This window comes from Marinobacter sp. LM1 (assembly GCF_042763285.1).
Taxonomy (GTDB): Bacteria; Pseudomonadota; Gammaproteobacteria; order Pseudomonadales; family Oleiphilaceae; genus Marinobacter; species Marinobacter nauticus.
Genome location: NZ_CP114373.1, coordinates 3,459,437 through 3,474,366, shown reverse-complemented (window position 1 = coordinate 3,474,366; position 14,930 = coordinate 3,459,437). Strand labels below are relative to the sequence as shown.

15 protein-coding genes and 1 tRNA gene are annotated in these 14,930 nt (G+C 58.1%); 7 read left to right on the top strand and 9 right to left on the bottom strand.

Translation table 11 applies throughout. From position 1 onward, the window contains the following. Window positions 1-2: 2 nt before the first annotated feature. The 5 genes from OZ656_RS16335 to OZ656_RS16315 all read right to left on the bottom strand — a co-directional run bounded on the left by OZ656_RS16335 (window position 3) and on the right by OZ656_RS16315 (window position 5,072). Window positions 3-1,085 carry a tyrosine-type recombinase/integrase gene (locus OZ656_RS16335; RefSeq protein ID WP_379944716.1) on the bottom strand — a complete coding sequence of 361 codons (1,083 nt, stop codon included), beginning with the start codon at window positions 1,083-1,085 and terminating at the stop codon, window positions 3-5. Between the two features lie 165 nt (window positions 1,086-1,250). Beyond that, a tRNA-Phe gene (locus OZ656_RS16330) sits at window positions 1,251-1,326 on the bottom strand. Window positions 1,327-1,445: 119 nt separating this feature from the next. Continuing rightward, on the bottom strand, window positions 1,446-1,718 hold the full coding sequence (locus OZ656_RS16325; protein ID WP_153741719.1) for an oxidative damage protection protein: 273 nt from the start codon (window positions 1,716-1,718) through the stop codon (window positions 1,446-1,448). 64 nt (window positions 1,719-1,782) lie between these two features. Beyond that, window positions 1,783-2,847 (bottom strand): A/G-specific adenine glycosylase, encoded by a 1,065-nt coding sequence (gene mutY / locus OZ656_RS16320; protein ID WP_199452504.1) that lies wholly within the window; start codon window positions 2,845-2,847, stop codon window positions 1,783-1,785. After that, on the bottom strand, window positions 2,847-5,072 hold the full coding sequence (locus OZ656_RS16315; RefSeq protein WP_153741717.1) for an AsmA family protein: 2,226 nt from the start codon (window positions 5,070-5,072) through the stop codon (window positions 2,847-2,849). Before OZ656_RS16315 ends, mutY begins: the two co-directional genes overlap by 1 nt. Window positions 5,073-5,268: 196 nt before the next feature. Between OZ656_RS16315 and OZ656_RS16310 the strand changes: the two genes are divergently transcribed. The 5 genes from OZ656_RS16310 (at window position 5,269) to hisF (ending at window position 8,609) form a co-directional block, all read left to right on the top strand. Beyond that, window positions 5,269-5,730 (top strand): SRPBCC family protein, encoded by a 462-nt coding sequence (locus OZ656_RS16310; protein ID WP_153741716.1) that lies wholly within the window; start codon window positions 5,269-5,271, stop codon window positions 5,728-5,730. Between the two features lie 102 nt (window positions 5,731-5,832). Continuing rightward, complete coding sequence (gene hisB, locus OZ656_RS16305; protein WP_011786615.1) at window positions 5,833-6,426, top strand: imidazoleglycerol-phosphate dehydratase HisB; 594 nt, start codon at window positions 5,833-5,835, stop codon at window positions 6,424-6,426. A gap of 27 nt (window positions 6,427-6,453) precedes the next feature. Next, entirely contained in the window at window positions 6,454-7,095 is a 642-nt protein-coding gene (gene hisH, locus OZ656_RS16300) for an imidazole glycerol phosphate synthase subunit HisH (RefSeq protein WP_153741715.1), read from the top strand. Continuing rightward, a complete protein-coding gene (hisA, locus tag OZ656_RS16295; protein ID WP_153741714.1) occupies window positions 7,089-7,826 on the top strand; it encodes a 1-(5-phosphoribosyl)-5-[(5-phosphoribosylamino)methylideneamino]imidazole-4-carboxamide isomerase in 738 nt (245 codons plus the stop codon). Before hisH ends, hisA begins: the two co-directional genes overlap by 7 nt. Before the next feature lie 9 nt (window positions 7,827-7,835). Beyond that, complete coding sequence (gene hisF, locus OZ656_RS16290) at window positions 7,836-8,609, top strand: imidazole glycerol phosphate synthase subunit HisF (protein ID WP_153741713.1); 774 nt, start codon at window positions 7,836-7,838, stop codon at window positions 8,607-8,609. Here hisF and OZ656_RS16285 read toward each other — a convergent pair. From OZ656_RS16285 to gpmM, 4 genes are all read right to left on the bottom strand, one after another. After that, window positions 8,606-9,424 carry a divergent polysaccharide deacetylase family protein gene (locus OZ656_RS16285; RefSeq protein WP_153741712.1) on the bottom strand — a complete coding sequence of 273 codons (819 nt, stop codon included), beginning with the start codon at window positions 9,422-9,424 and terminating at the stop codon, window positions 8,606-8,608. The genes hisF and OZ656_RS16285 overlap by 4 nt on opposite strands. Beyond that, window positions 9,421-10,827 (bottom strand): S41 family peptidase, encoded by a 1,407-nt coding sequence (locus OZ656_RS16280; protein WP_153741711.1) that lies wholly within the window; start codon window positions 10,825-10,827, stop codon window positions 9,421-9,423. Before OZ656_RS16280 ends, OZ656_RS16285 begins: the two co-directional genes overlap by 4 nt. Before the next feature lie 84 nt (window positions 10,828-10,911). Continuing rightward, window positions 10,912-12,012: a peptidoglycan DD-metalloendopeptidase family protein gene (locus OZ656_RS16275; protein ID WP_153741722.1), complete on the bottom strand. Its 1,101-nt coding sequence runs from the start codon at window positions 12,010-12,012 to the stop codon at window positions 10,912-10,914. Between the two features lie 56 nt (window positions 12,013-12,068). Continuing rightward, the gene (gpmM, locus tag OZ656_RS16270; protein WP_022990801.1) at window positions 12,069-13,616 is read right to left on the bottom strand and encodes a 2,3-bisphosphoglycerate-independent phosphoglycerate mutase; all 1,548 of its coding nucleotides are present in this window, start codon (window positions 13,614-13,616) and stop codon (window positions 12,069-12,071) included. Window positions 13,617-13,816: 200 nt separating this feature from the next. Here gpmM and OZ656_RS16265 point away from each other — a divergent pair, with 200 nt between their 5' ends. Then, entirely contained in the window at window positions 13,817-14,233 is a 417-nt protein-coding gene (locus OZ656_RS16265; protein WP_014422524.1) for a rhodanese-like domain-containing protein, read from the top strand. A gap of 132 nt (window positions 14,234-14,365) precedes the next feature. Beyond that, window positions 14,366-14,863 (top strand): protein-export chaperone SecB, encoded by a 498-nt coding sequence (gene secB, locus OZ656_RS16260; protein WP_014422523.1) that lies wholly within the window; start codon window positions 14,366-14,368, stop codon window positions 14,861-14,863. The last annotated feature ends 67 nt before the right edge of the window (window positions 14,864-14,930 follow it).

The following is a 14,930-nucleotide window of genomic DNA, read 5'->3' as shown; positions in this document are numbered from 1 at the left end:
GGTCAAAATAAATGGCCATTGACACCTTTTTCGGATGTGACGCCCGCTTGTTTTCTCACGCGACCAAACATCACTGGAATTTGGTTGTAGGGGTCAACTCCGTTTCTCGATAGCAGCAGTCCAGTCTCTCTTTGGGCTTGAATGTGGTGCTGTCTGAGGTCTTCAAGCAGTGGCTTCAATGAGCCTGTTATAGGCACCACGCGAGGCTTATAGGTTTTCGTGGAGTTCCGGATGGTGCCCTCCATCGCAACCTGATTTACTCGAATTAGCCCCCGTTCCAGATCGACGTTTTCCCACGTCAGTCCCAAGGCTTCTGACGCCCTGAGTCCGGCGAAGAGAGAAAGCCCAATCATTGCCCGGAACTCAGCCGTTTTGGCTTTGTTCTCAGTTTTCTTACCCTTGTTGGGACCACGCGTGACTGTGTTGTACTGAATTGCGCCAATATTGAGGAGGGCGTCTGTTTCTTCGCGTGTAAACGGTACAACCTCCTTTTTTTGATGCTTTACGCGGCTGAGTCGTGTCGTTGGGTTATCGAGATTCGGGTCTGACTTTTGTGCGAAATCGAACGTGCAGGAAAGCAAGCTTACAATTCGTTGGATTGTTTGGGCACTTACCTCGGCGCGTCGCAGCTCGGTACGCATGGTCTCGATCATCGCTGTGGTCATGTCACCCAGGCGGCGTTCGCCAAACCGGGGAAGCAGGTGGTTGTTCATCCGGCTGACGTTGTGCCTGTGGTCTTGGTGATGGGTTTCACTCCAATCCAGGTACTCTTTGGCGACCTCTCTAAATAGGCGGGTGGATTGTGTAGAGCGACCCGTGCGACCACTCATGCGCTCGGTGATTGCCTTGGCTCGAATTTCTGAGACGACATCCCGAGCCTGGCTAAGAGTCACGCCATCGCGGTCAGACCCAATAACGCCTTTATGTCTGATGCCGGATTGGGTGAAGTCGTAGCGCCAGGTGCCGCATCCATCCTTGCGCTTGCGATAAATAATACCGTTCTCGCTGATCTCCTGACCCGGAGCCAATTCTTTCTTCGCTTTCTCGCTGAATGTGCTTGTGCGTTTCTTGACTGCTGTAGTCACTGATACCTCCAATTGTTTGAAGGTATTTAGAAGGGGGAATGGAGGGGAAGGGCGCCAACGTAATCCAGCGTAAACCAACGTATCAGAGCGTATTGGCGTCGCCAGAAACTAAAAAGCCGAATCAACTCTTACTCATGGTAAGTTCTTGATTCGGCTTGATATTAGTGGTGCCCGGAGGCGGAATCGAACCACCGACACGGGGATTTTCAATCCCCTGCTCTACCAACTGAGCTATCCGGGCGTGTTGAGCTGTGTGCTGCAACGGGGCGCTATTAAACCGGTTTAGGGGTTGGGAGTCAAGGCCGGCCGGCAAAAATTTTCGGAAGTTTTTGCCGGTTGTTCAGGCCTTGATCAATCGTCCTATTTTTCAGGCGGTACATAGCCTTCGGCCTGGTCGAACGGCTCGTTGTTGAAGAACCGGTCCATCTGCGCCTGCAGGTATTTCCGGTTGTTCACGTCCATCAGGCTCAGGTGTTTTTCGTTGATCAGCATGGTCTGCTGATTCTGCCATTCTTCCCAGGCCAGTTTGGATACATTCTCGTAGATATCCTGGCCTTTGGGGCCGGGCATCGGGGGCATGGCCAAGCCTTCCAGTTCTTTCTGGTACTTGCGGCAGAATACAGTGCGGCTCATGTCGGCTCCTGTGCTGAGGTCAGTATGCCGGCATGATAACAGACCATCCGGCACCTTGGCTTGGTTACAGCAGGGTGGCTTGCTCGGGTTCCGTCAGCAGGGTTCGGATCGGGGCAGGCAGTCCCAGGCTGAGGGCTTCATCCCGGTGCAGCCAGCGCAAGCGGTCGGAATCGCGAACCTGGGTGTTGCCGGCCACGGGCAGGCGCACCGGTTGGATGTGCAGATGATAATGGCTGAAGGTGTGGCGAAAACCGCTGATGGGTTCCGGGTTGTGGCAGTTCAGCCCCAGCTCCCTGGCACAGGCGTCCTGCAGTTCATCTGCGCCATAGGCCGGGTCCAGTTCGGGCAGGCTCCACAGGCCGCCCCAGATGCCGCTGGGTGGCCTGCGTTCCAGCAGAATACGGCCTTCGGCATCCTCCAGGATCAGCATCCAGGTGGTTTTTTCCGGTTTTTCCTTCTTGGGCTTTGAGCCGGGGTACAGGCGGATCTCGTCACGGGCGTAGGCCAGGCAGCCATCCTTCACGGGGCAGGCCTCACATCCGGGCTTGCTGCGGGTACACACCATGGCGCCCAGGTCCATGATCGCCTGAGTGTAGTCTTTGATTCGGGCTTCTGGCGTGTGGCTCTCCGCGTGCACCCAGAGCTGGTTCAGCACGGCAGTCTGTCCCGGCCATCCGGGCACGGCGTGGTAGCGCGCCAGCACACGTTTCACGTTGCCATCTAGTATGGTTGCGCGTTTTTCAAAGGCCTGGGCGACAATGGCGGCGGCGGTAGAGCGGCCAATCCCTGTGAGGCTTTCGAGTTGTTGCTGGTCGGACGGGAATTCGCCGCCGAACTCATCCACTACCTGTTTTGCGGCCTTGTGCAGGTTGCGTGCCCGAGCGTAATAGCCCAGGCCGGACCAATGGCCGAGCACATCATCGACCGGCGCCGAGGCGAGGGCGTGGACATCGGGAAATCGGGCCATGAAGGCTTCAAAGTAGGGAATCACCGTGGTTACCTGGGTCTGTTGGAGCATGATCTCTGAAACCCACACCCGGTAAGCGTTGCGGTTGTGATGCCACGGCAGGTCGTGCCTGCCGTGTTGGTCGTACCAGCGAAGCAGTTTGTCGGCAAAACGGTCCGGCATCAGTTGAACAGTCCCTTCAGGGCGTCCTTCACCTTCTCGCCGGCATCCTCGCCCAGCTTTTCTTTCAGTTTTTCCTGCACCTTCTCTTCTGCTTTTTCTTTGGCGCGGTCCACTTCTTCGCGGGCTTTTGCCTTGGCAGCGTTGGCCGCAATGTCTTTCAGGGTGTCCCGGAAGCGGGAGCCATCAAATGAACACAAGCCGGCCGGGTCTTCGGCGAAGTTGCCCCGGCATTCCACGGGAATGACCACGTTTTCCACATACTCGGTCACGCGGCAGGCTTCGTCGCGGTGAATTTCACCAACAATGCGCAGGCTGAGTTCGTAGTCCAGGTCGGTTTGCTCAAGATCAACGGTGCCGTTGCCCTCCAGGCGCATGCCCGCAAGCGCCGCGACCAGGTCGGTGTTGTTCAGGGTGTTACCGTCGATTTTCAGTGTGCCCCGCATGTCATTGAACGGGGTAGTAGTGCCCCAGTCGGTGGTCGTCAGGGATTCCTGGTTGGCAAGGGCGATACCCTGGCAGGCCATACGGGTCAGGTTCATCTGGCGGAACTCGCCTTCGGCCAGGTTAAAGCTGATCTCGCCGTTGGCGTTTTCACGCAGGGCAGAAATCCGGTTGCCAGTGGTATCGACGGCCACTTTCAGATTGGCACCGCCGGAGAGCATGTCTACCTCGGCCAGATCGGTTAACAACGGTAGCGTCTGTACGTTGGTAACGTCCGAGCGGATGCGCCATTTCGGGTTGTCGGTACGGGCGTCGATGGTGGCGTTGGCGCCAAAGCTGCCGTAATAGAGCTTGCCGCTGAATTCGTCCACTTGCAGCAGTCCATCTTTGGCGGTAGTGCTGGCGGCGATGTCGTTGATGGTGAGGTTGCTGACAATCAGCTCGCCCAGGCCGAAATCAATGTCCAGCAGCAGGGTGCGCAGGGTCTCCAGTGGCAGCAGGTCGGTTTCAGGCTGTGATGCCCCAGCTGTTTGAGTGTTGCTGTCGGTCTGTGTGTCCCCGTTGCCTACTCCTTGCGAATCGCCTTCGGCCGAGGGCGGCAGGTAACGATCAGCATTCAGCTTGTCACCCTCTAGGTCGAACACCAGCCCACCTGTGGCGAGGTTATAGCTGCCGCCACCGTTGAAGCGGGTATCATCCAGGGTAATGACAAGGTCAGACAGCGCGACAACGCCGGGCTCGCCACCGAGATTGGTCGATAGCGCGATCGCTTTCAGTACTTCAGGATCCGTGGTTTCAATGGCGGGTTGTCCCAGATTGTTGAGAAGCTCCTTCAGGGAAAACTCGGAAATCTCAATGCGACCTTCCAGAGCCGGTTTGTCGCCAAAGCCTTTTACATTCAGATTGGTGTTGAGGCTAAGATTGGCCAGGCTGGCGGAGAAGTCGCTCAGGGAAGCGGTTTCGTTTTCCAGATTGGCGGCCAGGGAACCGGCCAGCTCTGCGGTCACCGATTCGCCACCAAACGGCTCGCCCGACATATCAAATACCGCGTTTAGGCCAGATACCGCAAATTCGTTGAGCTCTTGGTTTGCCTGGATGCGGGCCTTGATGCTGCCGTCTACCGCAAACTGTGGCTGGCTGGTTTCAACGCGGAAGCGGATATCCAGCGGGAATTCGGAACCGAGGGTGATATCACTGGCGGTTACCGTGAAGTCTTCCAGCGTAACGGACTGGCCGGTGCTCAGATCGTTGTAGTGAACGCTGGCGTTACTGATTTCAACGTTCTCGACATTAAAGTTGAGGGCTTCACCGCTGGTGGATTGTGGCTCAGGCTCGGCCGTTTCCTGGGCGGGTTGTTGTTCGGCAGCATCGGTGTCAGCCTCTGCGGTGGCGCTCTTCTCCCGCATTATCCGGGTCCAGTTGCCTTCGCCCTGTTCGTTAACTTCCAGGCGTGCATCCAGGCCATTCAGCAGAAAGGTGTTTACCTGCGGAGACATGGCAATCAGAGACCAGAAATCAATCTGGGCAATCAGTTGCTCCAGCGCGACAAACCGTTCGCCGTCCAGGTTGGCCTCAACCTGATTCAGCTCCAGGCCCAGGGGGATGAAAGACCAGCCAATGTCGCCCTCCAGCATCAGGTCCAGATTGGTCTGCTTCTCAACAGCCGCTTCAATCTGGGGTTTGTAATCGTTGGGGTTGATCACCGCAACCGCAATGGCGACGGCGGCCACTGCCAGTAACAGCAGCGCAATAACGGCGTAGATCGCATAGCGGATAACTTTCATGGCTGGGTTCCTTTTCCTGTCGGCAGGCTGGTGGCCGGCGTTTTATTGCGTGAATAAAGCAAAGGATAACGCAGGGTTAGCAAATTAACAGTGCAGGAATATGACAATGCGGTAGTCTTGGTTCAAAATACACCCCCAATTTATCCGCCGGGGCAGCCAGCCCCGAGGCACAAATAAACATAAGAAGGAGTCGGCTGTGGCCATTACCGTATCGATTGAGCTGAACCGGGATCTGGAAATTCCGGCAAGCTATGATGAAGTCTTCGATCTGTTGGCAGACGTTCCCAAATCTGCCAGCCACTTTCCGAAAGTCGATAAACTGGTGGACCTGGGCGATAACGCCTACCGCTGGGAAATGGAAAAAGTAGGCGTCGACAAACACGCTATCCAGTCGGTTTACGCCTGCACCTACCACGCCGACAAAGACGCCGGCAAAATCACCTGGTCTCCCATCAAGGGCGAGGGCAACGGGGTTGTCAGCGGTTCCTGGACCCTGACTGCCAAAGGCGACAACGCCACCGCAGTGAAATTCCAGACCAGCGCAGAGCTGACCGTTCCCCTGCCGAGCCTGCTCAAGCTGGCCATCAGCCCGGTGATCAAACACGAGTTCAACAGCCTTGTGGACACCTACATGGCCAACCTGAAAAAAGCGTTCTGAGCTATCAGGGTCATTGATCCGGTTGCGGGACTCCGGTTGAGTTAACAGGTATAATCCGCAAACAAAGTTTACGGTAACAAGCCAGTTTTCAACGGAGTCTCCATGGCCGAACGCAAGGCTCGGGTAGAACGCAATACCCTCGAAACCCAGATTACCGTCGAGATCAACCTCGACGGCACCGGCAAAGCCAATTTCGACACCGGTGTGCCGTTCCTTGAACACATGATGGACCAGATTGCCCGCCACGGCCTGGTGGATCTGGACATTACCTGCAAGGGTGACCTGCACATCGACGATCACCACACCGTGGAAGACATCGGCATCACTTTGGGCCAGGCCTTCAAACAGGCCGTGGGCGACAAAAAAGGCATTCGCCGCTATGGCCACGCCTATGTGCCCCTGGATGAAGCCCTGTCACGCGTGGTCATCGACCTGTCCGGCCGCCCCGGTTTGCTCATGGACGTACCCTACACCCGCGCCAGCGTGGGCGGGTTTGACGTCGACCTGTTCGCAGAGTTCTTCCAGGGCTTTGTGAATCACTCCATGGTGACCCTGCACATCGACAACCTGAAGGGCAAGAACACCCATCACCAGATCGAAACCGTGTTCAAAGCCTTCGGCCGCGCACTGCGCATGGCGATTGAAATGGACGAGCGCATGGCGGGTATCACCCCGTCCACCAAAGGCGCCCTGTAACCGGTCACCGAAAGGAACAGACACACCATGAAGACCGTCGCCATCATCGACTACGGCATGGGCAACCTGCATTCCGCCCGCAAAGCCGTAGAGCACGTGGCCCCGGACTGCACCGTACTGGTTACAGACGATGCCGCCAAAATCCGTGAAGCTGACCGGGTGATTCTGCCCGGTGTAGGCGCCATCCGCGACTGCATGGCCGAAATGCACCGTTTGGGCGTGGTTGAGCTCGTTAAAGACGTCTCCCAGGACCGGCCGTTCCTCGGCATCTGCGTTGGCATGCAGGCTCTGATGGCCCGCAGCGAAGAAAACGGCGGTGTGGAAGGTATTGGCCTGTTCCCGTCCGAAGTCCGCTACTTCGGTGACAACCTCACCGAAAACGGCGAACGCCTGAAAGTGCCCCACATGGGCTGGAACCAGGTGTACCAAACCCAGGACCACCCGCTCTGGCACAACATCCCGGACGGCGACCGCTTCTACTTTGTACACAGCTACTACGCCGAAGCCGAAGGCAACGTCGACATGGCCGGCCGCACTCATTATGGTGTCGACCTGGCGGCAGCGGTAGCGAGAGACAACATCTTTGCAGTGCAGTTCCACCCGGAGAAAAGTGCCCGGGCGGGGCTGCAGTTGCTGGAAAACTTTACGAACTGGACCGGAAAATGCTGATTATCCCCGCTATCGATCTGAAAGACGGCAAATGCGTAAGACTGCGTCAGGGCCGCATGGAAGACTCTACCGTATTCGGTGACGACCCCGTCGACATGGCCACCAAGTGGGTCGACGCCGGCGCCCGCCGCCTGCACCTGGTTGACCTTAATGGCGCCTTCGCCGGCGAACCGGTAAACGGTGAAATCGTAAAGGCGATGGCAGTGAAATACCCGAATCTGCCCATACAGATCGGCGGCGGCATCCGCTCGGCGGAAACTATTGAAGCCTATCTGAAGGCCGGTGTGCAGTGGGTCATCATCGGCACCAAGGCGGTTAAAGAGCCTGAATTCGTCACCGAAATGTGCAAGGAATTCCCCGGCCACATCATCGTCGGCCTGGACGCCAAAGACGGCCGCGTCGCCACCGACGGCTGGGCCGAAGTCTCCGAAGTCATGGCAGTAGACCTTGCCAAGCGCTTCGCCAACGACGGCGTGTCCTCCATTGTGTACACCGACATCGCCCGTGACGGCATGATGCAGGGCGTGAACGTCGAAGCCACCGCCAAGCTGGCAGAGGAAGGTGGCATCCCGGTGATTGCGTCTGGCGGCGTTACCAACATGGACGACCTCAAGCGCCTGGCCACCGTTGCCGACACAGGTGTCATCGGTGCTATCACCGGCCGCGCCATCTACGAAGGCACTCTGGATGTGGCGGAAGCGCAAGCCTATTGCGACAGCCTGAAAAACTGAGGACTGACAATGGCATTGGCAAAACGCATCATCCCCTGTCTGGACGTCGACAAAGGCCGTGTGGTTAAAGGCGTGAATTTTGTCGATATCCGCGACGCCGGCGACCCGGTGGAAGTGGCCCGTCGCTACAATGAGCAGGGCGCGGACGAGATCACTTTCCTGGACATCACGGCCAGCAGCGAAAGCCGCGACACCACCTACGAAACGGTAGAGCGCATGGCGGCGGAAGTGTTCATCCCGCTGACCGTGGGCGGTGGCGTGCGCACCGTCGATGATATCCGCAAACTGCTCAATGCCGGAGCCGACAAGGTCTCCATCAATACGGCCGCAGTCTTTAATCCCGAGTTTGTGCGGGAGGCAGCGGAGCGTTTTGGCCGGCAATGCATTGTCGTCGCCATTGATGCCAAGCGCGTGAGCGCAGAGGGCGAGGAGCCGCGCTGGGAGATTTTTACCCACGGTGGTCGCAAGCCAACCGGGCTGGATGCCGTAGAGTGGGCGAAGAAAATGGTTGAGCTGGGGGCAGGGGAGTTGCTGCTGACCAGTATGGATCGTGATGGCACCAAGATCGGCTTTGATCTGGGCCTGACCCGTGCCATCAGCGATGCGGTGGCCGTGCCGGTGATTGCCTCAGGTGGCGTAGGTGAGCTTCAGCATCTGGCCGATGGCGTTACCCAGGGTGGCGCAGACGCGGTTCTGGCGGCATCCATCTTCCACTTCGGTCAGCACACCATTCCTGAAGCCAAAGCCTTTATGAAGGCTCAGGGCATCGAAGTCCGCGATTAATTGCTGCGTGCATAGGCAGGCCGGATGGCCTGCTTTTCCCCTTCCGCAAACATCTCCCGATTACCGTTGCGCATGGCCCAGATGCCACTGACCGTGGCGATGGCAATGCCCTGTTCATCCAGCATCGGCAGGTGCTTCTCCAGATAATCCACGGTGACCTTGTGCGGGTGTCCGATACCGATTGCCGTGCCTTTCTCCCTGGCGGTCTGAATCAGCAGTTTGAACTGTTTGTCGACAAACTCTTCCGTCTGTTCGTGATCGAGAAACACATCGCGCGTCAGGCTCGGGATGTTGTAGGCATCGGCCACACTGCCGGCGATGGAATTGGCAATGGTGCGGCTGTCGACGAAATACACCGGGTAGCGGTCCAGCTCTTTCATTACCCAATCCATCGGTTCCAGTTGCTGAGTAAGCAGGCTGCCCATGTGATTGTTCACACCGCTGACAAAGGGAATGGACTGCAGTGCCCGGCGCAGGGTGGTGGTGATGGTCGGCTCGTCCATATCCGGTGTCAGTCCGCCCGGGCCGAGACCGAAGTTGCGGGTGTTGGCCATCGGGGCGTGCAACATGATTTCCTTGGATTGGGCGTGGGCCAGCTTCGCCAAGGGAACTGTGTGGCGCCGGTAAGGCAGGAAGGCCAGTGTCAGGGGCTGGTCAAGCTTTGCCAGTCGCTCGCCCTCGTACCGATTGTGGCCCATGTCATCAATAATGATGGCAATGGTGGGCTGCTGGGGTTCACCCGGCCCTGACGCAAACGCAGCGACAGGGCTGATGGCCAGAAGCGCCAGCAGCGCGAGGGTAGAACGTAAAGTCACTGGGCGTTTTCCTGCGGCTTGCTGTTGTTCTTCCGGTTAAGGATGTGCAAGCCTTTCAGCAGGTTCAGGGCCGACCGCAGCTGATAGTCCCGGTCGGCCGCAGAAGCCTGTGCTTCCGCAGCCTGTTCTCTGGCCTTGCGGGCCTCCTCCTCATTCTCCCCTTCAAGATGACCGCTCAGGTCGGCTTCGGTGAAGAATGGTCTGCTGTCGAGTTCTTTCAATTCCGCCGGGCGCACCTCGATGTCCGGCTTGATGCCGGTAGCCTGGATGGAGCGACCATCCGGCGTGAAATAACGGGCTGTGGTCATTTTGATGGCGTGGGTCTCGTCCAGCGGTATGACCGTCTGGACACTGCCCTTGCCGAAGGACTGGGTGCCCATCACCACGGCACGTTCATGGTCCTGGAGCGCGCCGGCAAGGATTTCCGACGCGGAAGCAGAGCCACCGTTGATTAGCACGACAATAGGTGTGCCAGCCATGACGTCGCCGGGCTTGGCACTGAAGCGCAGGCGTGAACTCTGGATACGGCCTTCGGTGTAAACAATCAGGCCTTCGTCCAACAGGGCATCCGCGGTCTCTACGGCAGCTTGCAACACACCGCCGGGGTTGTTGCGAAGGTCAATGATCAGGCCGTCCAGATCGTTGCCGTGTTCGTCTTCCAGATCGCTGAGGGCTTTCAGGAACTGCCGGCCAGTCTCGGCCTGGAATTGCGTGACACGGACATAGCCGTAGCCGTTATCGATCATCCGGGATTTAACGCTGGTGACTTTGATCACATCCCGGGTGACATCAATCTCGATAGGCGCACTTTCGCCCTCGCGCATGATGGTCAGAGTAAGCACCGTGCCGGGCTTGCCGCGCATCAGGTTAACGGCTTCTTCCAGCGACATTCCCTTCACCGGCTTTTCGTCCAGCTTGATGATCAGGTCGCCAGCTTGAACGCCCGCTTTCTGGGCCGGGGTGTCGTCGATGGGGGAGATGACTTTGACAAAGCCGTTCTCCATCCCGACTTCAATGCCAAGACCACCGAATTCTCCGGAGGTGCTTTCCTCCAGTTCCTCGTAATCCTTGGGGGCCAGGTAGGTAGAGTGTGGGTCCAGGTCGGACAACATGCCTTTGATGGCGCTCTCGAGCAGTTGAGTGTCGGAGACATCTTCCACGTAGGCGTCTTTGATGCGGCTGAACACTTCGGTGAACTTGCGCAGGTCTTCCAGCGGCAGTTGTTCTTCCGGGTCTGGCAGTTTCAGTTCAACCCGCTCGCCGCTCTGAATGGAATCCAGAATCTGCTGGGTCTGAGCGTCCTGATCCTGTGCCAGGGCCAGTCCGGGGGCTGTGAAACAACAGGTGGCAAGAATCATGGTGCGCAATGGCGAGGTCTTGAGTGTACTTCTGGCCCGTTTCATTCACATATCCTGTTTTGTTTCCAATAGTTGGACTGGTTCCTGACCCGGACAGTATGGCGCCCGCAACGCCGTTTGTCAGCCCTGTTATGGCTTGCCCAGCCAGCTCCTTGGGTTCACGGGTTTGCCGTTGCTACGTACCTCGAAATACACGGCCGGGTCTTCGGTGCCGCCGGTGCGTCCGGCCAGGGCAATGGTCTCGCCCGGGCGCACCCAGTCACCGGGGGTTGTGAACAAGCTGCTGCTGTGGCCGTAGAGGGTCATGTAGCCATCGCCGTGATCAATGATGGTGATCAGCCCGAATCCACGCAGCCAGTTGGCAAATACCACCCGGCCATAGTGCACGGCCTTGATCTCTGCCTCTTCGGCGGTATTCATCAGAATGCCGTTACGGCGCAGTTTGCCATCTGCGTACATGGCGCCGTAATTGCTGACTACCCGCCCTTTTGCGGGCCAGGGCAGCTTGTCGCGGCGGGATTTGAACGGACTGGATTCGTTCGGGGCCGGAATGCTGGCAATGGCCTGCTGCACCTCTTTCAGCAATTGCTCCAGGCGCTGGCGATCGGCTTCCAGGGATTGGCGCTCGCTACGGCGGTTCTGGATGTCGTCATTCAGGGCGGCCAGTGTTCTGGCCCGATCCTGCCGGCTCTGGGTCAGTTGCTGCTGGCGCTGTTCCAGATCGGCTTCGGTCTTGGCCAGTTCGGTGCGGGTGGCCTGAACGGCGGCGCGGGCGGCTTTCAGTTCCTGAAGGCTGCGCTGGAACGCTTCCAGGCGGGAGACGGTATTCTTGCTCAGGTATTCGTAGTAGGTGAGGGTGCGGGCAACTTCGCCGGGCTCAATCTCGTTCAACAATACTTTCAGAGCCGGCGCGTCGCCTTCCATCCAGGCTGCCCGGATCTGTAGTTTCAGGTTTTCCCGTTGCTGTTCGAGGGTATTGGCCAGCTCGCTTTCCTGGGCGCGAAGCTCGGCAAGGCGCTCCTGCTGTTCCCGGGCCTGCTGCCGAAGGGTACGGCGTTCCCGGGTCAGGGTGCTGATTTTGCGCTCGGTGGCCGCCAGTTGCTGTTCAAGGGTTGACCGGTCTTCTTCGGCATCGGCCAGCCAGCGGTCGATGTCAGCGATACGCTCCTTCAGCGCCTCGACCTGTTCGGGGGTCACATCCTGCTGGGCGCCCAAAGGTGCAGCCCCCAATGTGAGGGCCAGCACCAGGACGGTCAGTTTACGCAACACCTTTACCGGCGGAGCGATCAGTCGAACTCGACCAGGCTGTGCCCGGTCATTTCCGCAGGCTTTTCGGTATCCATCAGGGCCAGCAGCGTCGGTGCGATATCGCACAGGCTGCCGTCGTCCCGGAGGTTCACCTTGCGGTGGCCGGTGTAAACCAGAGGCACAGGGCCAATGGTGTGGGAGGTGTGTACCTGGCCGGAGTTGGGGTCGGTCATCTGCTCACAGTTGCCGTGGTCGGCGGTAATCAAGGCTTCGCCACCCACTTCATCCAGGGCCTCCACCACACGCTGCACACACTGGTCCAGGCACTCGGCGGCCTTGATGGCGGCGTCCAGCTTGCCGGTGTGGCCAACCATATCGCCGTTGGCGTAGTTGCAGACGATCAGGTCGTACTTGCCGCTCTTGATGGCTTCAACCAGTTTGTCGGTAACCTCAGGTGCGCTCATTTCCGGCTGCAGGTCGTAGGTGGCCACCTTGGGAGACGGCACCAGAATGCGATCTTCACCTTCAAAGGGAGTTTCCAGGCCGCCATTGAAGAAGAAGGTCACGTGGGCGTATTTCTCGGTCTCTGCAATGCGCAGCTGGGTTTTACCTTGCTTCGCCATGTACTCGCCCAGGCCGTTGGCCAGTTGCTCGGGCGGGTAGGCGCAGGAGGTTTTGATGTCAGCGGCATATTCGGTGAGCATCACGAAATCTGCCAGTTCCGGGTGCTTGCGTCGGTCGAAACCGTCGAAGTCTTGCTCTACGAAGGTGCGGGTCATTTCCCGGGCGCGGTCGGCACGGAAGTTCATGAACAGCACGGCGTCGCCGTCATTGATGATGCCCTCGGGCTCGCCATCGGCCCGGATGTGGGTCGGCTTCACGAATTCGTCGTTCTCGCCACGCTCATAGGCCTGTTCCAGTGCCGCCACCGGGTCGTCGCTGATGAACTCGGCTTCGCCCAGGGTCATGGCGTTATAGGCCGCTTCCACGCGATCCCAGCGGTTGTCCCGGTCCATGGCAAAATACCGGCCAACGATGGTGGCTACCCGGCCAACGCCCAGGCTTTTCATTTTCGCGGCGGCTTTTTCCAGAGAAGGGCGGGCACTGCGTGGTGGCATGTCACGGCCATCCAGGAAGGCATGGATGTAAACTTCTTTGGCGCCACGGGCTGCAGCCAGCTCAGCGGCCGCCAGAATATGATCTTCATGGCTGTGGACGCCGCCCGGAGACAGCAGGCCCATCAGGTGTACGGCCTTGTCATTGGCAACAGCCTTGTCGATGGCGTTGCAAAGGGCCTCATTCTTCTGGAAATCGCCATCTTCGAGATCTTTGTCGATGCGCGTCAGGCTCTGATACACCACGCGGCCGGCGCCGAGATTCATATGGCCCACTTCGGAGTTACCCATCTGGCCCTGGGGCAGGCCAACAAACATCCCTGAGGTGTTGATCAGGGTTTTCGGCTGGTTATGCCAGATCCTGTCCCAGAACGGGGTGTTGGCGTTGGAAATGGCATTGTCTTCCGCCGGGTCACGGTGGCCCCAGCCGTCGAGAATTATCAGTGCAGTGGGCTTGCGCGTCTCGGTCATCGTGTCGTCCGCTTGGTTGCAAAAAGAACAGAATTTGAGTGGGGCAGATTGTAACCGTTTTCATTTACTCAGACCACGCGCGTTCGCTGAAGCATTGCTCATGATCACGATGTGCTGGCGCTATCATGGCGGGGCGACTGCCTTCTGTGAGCCGGTGTGGGTGTGTATAATCCGGCCAAACCAATTGTCAGGGTAGTTTCATGGACCGCTTGTTTGAATTTGTTGTTAATCACTACATTCTGGTGTCGCTGTTTGTGGCGTTCCTGCTGGCCATCATCGTGCTGGAATCGCGCCGGGGTGGTGCCAAGATCTCGGCCCAGGGCGCGGTTACGCTGATCAACAAGGATGAAGCGGTGGTGTTGGACATCCGCGATCGCAAAGACTTCAACGAAGGCCGCATTACCGGCTCGGTGAATATTCCGCTTAATAGTCTCAAAAGCCGCGTTAATGAGCTGAGCAAGCACAAAGACAAGCAGATTATCGTTGTTGACAAGATGGGGCAGCATGCCGCCATGGCGGTCAAGCAGCTCAATGCCGAGGGGTTCAGCAATGTGGTGCGTCTGAATGGTGGCATTACCGACTGGAAGGCCAGCAACCTGCCACTTGTGAAAAAGTAACAGGGCTTGATCTGAGTGGCGATCTGACGCACTGTTTCACATTACCATTCGGAACCTGGCAGTAGACTGTTCCGGCAGACGACGACATAACAACGGGCCTGGCCCCATAATACGAGAACGAAAGGACTGATCATGGCTGAGAATCAGCAAGCCGCAGGCAACGACAACCAGAACCAACCACAGTTTGCCCTTCAGCGCATCTATGTGAAGGACCTGTCTTTTGAATCGCCCAACTCTCCGCTGGTTTTTCAGGAGCAGTGGAAGCCCCAGGTAAACCTGGATCTGAACACCTCCCATAACAAGATCAGCGACAACCAGTATGAAGTGGTTCTGTCCCTGACCGTAACGGCCAAGGTCGGTGAGAAGGTGGCGTACATCGTCGAAATCCAGCAGGGCGGCGTATTCATGATCTCCGGCATTGAAGGCCCGCAGCTTGGCCAGATGCTCGGCGCCTACTGCCCGACGATTCTGTTCCCCTACGCCCGCGAAGCGATTGACGGCATTGTGAACAAGGGCAGCTTCCCGGCCCTGATGCTGGCTCCGGTTAACTTCGACGCGATCTATGCCCAGGCGCTCAAGCGCAAGCAGGAAGAGGCGGCGGGTGAAGCCAAGGAAGAGCAGACTCACTAAGCGCTGCTGCTCAACGAAAAAAACCGGCTTCGGCCGGTTTTTTTTGTGGGTGATTACCCGGGATTGG

What these genes read in the sequence shown, in the direction of transcription:
- hisA (WP_153741714.1), top strand. Translation starts at nt 7,089, where the DNA reads ATGCTGATTATCCCCGCTATCGATCTGAAAGACGGCAAATGCGTAAGA.
- hisF (WP_153741713.1), top strand. Translation starts at nt 7,836, where the DNA reads ATGGCATTGGCAAAACGCATCATCCCCTGTCTGGACGTCGACAAAGGC.
- OZ656_RS16265 (WP_014422524.1), top strand. Translation starts at nt 13,817, where the DNA reads ATGGACCGCTTGTTTGAATTTGTTGTTAATCACTACATTCTGGTGTCG.
- hisB (WP_011786615.1), top strand. Translation starts at nt 5,833, where the DNA reads ATGGCCGAACGCAAGGCTCGGGTAGAACGCAATACCCTCGAAACCCAG.
- secB (WP_014422523.1), top strand. Translation starts at nt 14,366, where the DNA reads ATGGCTGAGAATCAGCAAGCCGCAGGCAACGACAACCAGAACCAACCA.
- mutY (WP_199452504.1), bottom strand. Translation starts at nt 2,847, where the DNA reads ATGCCGGACCGTTTTGCCGACAAACTGCTTCGCTGGTACGACCAACAC.
- OZ656_RS16280 (WP_153741711.1), bottom strand. Translation starts at nt 10,827, where the DNA reads ATGAAACGGGCCAGAAGTACACTCAAGACCTCGCCATTGCGCACCATG.
- OZ656_RS16315 (WP_153741717.1), bottom strand. Translation starts at nt 5,072, where the DNA reads ATGAAAGTTATCCGCTATGCGATCTACGCCGTTATTGCGCTGCTGTTA.
- hisH (WP_153741715.1), top strand. Translation starts at nt 6,454, where the DNA reads ATGAAGACCGTCGCCATCATCGACTACGGCATGGGCAACCTGCATTCC.
- OZ656_RS16325 (WP_153741719.1), bottom strand. Translation starts at nt 1,718, where the DNA reads ATGAGCCGCACTGTATTCTGCCGCAAGTACCAGAAAGAACTGGAAGGC.
- gpmM (WP_022990801.1), bottom strand. Translation starts at nt 13,616, where the DNA reads ATGACCGAGACGCGCAAGCCCACTGCACTGATAATTCTCGACGGCTGG.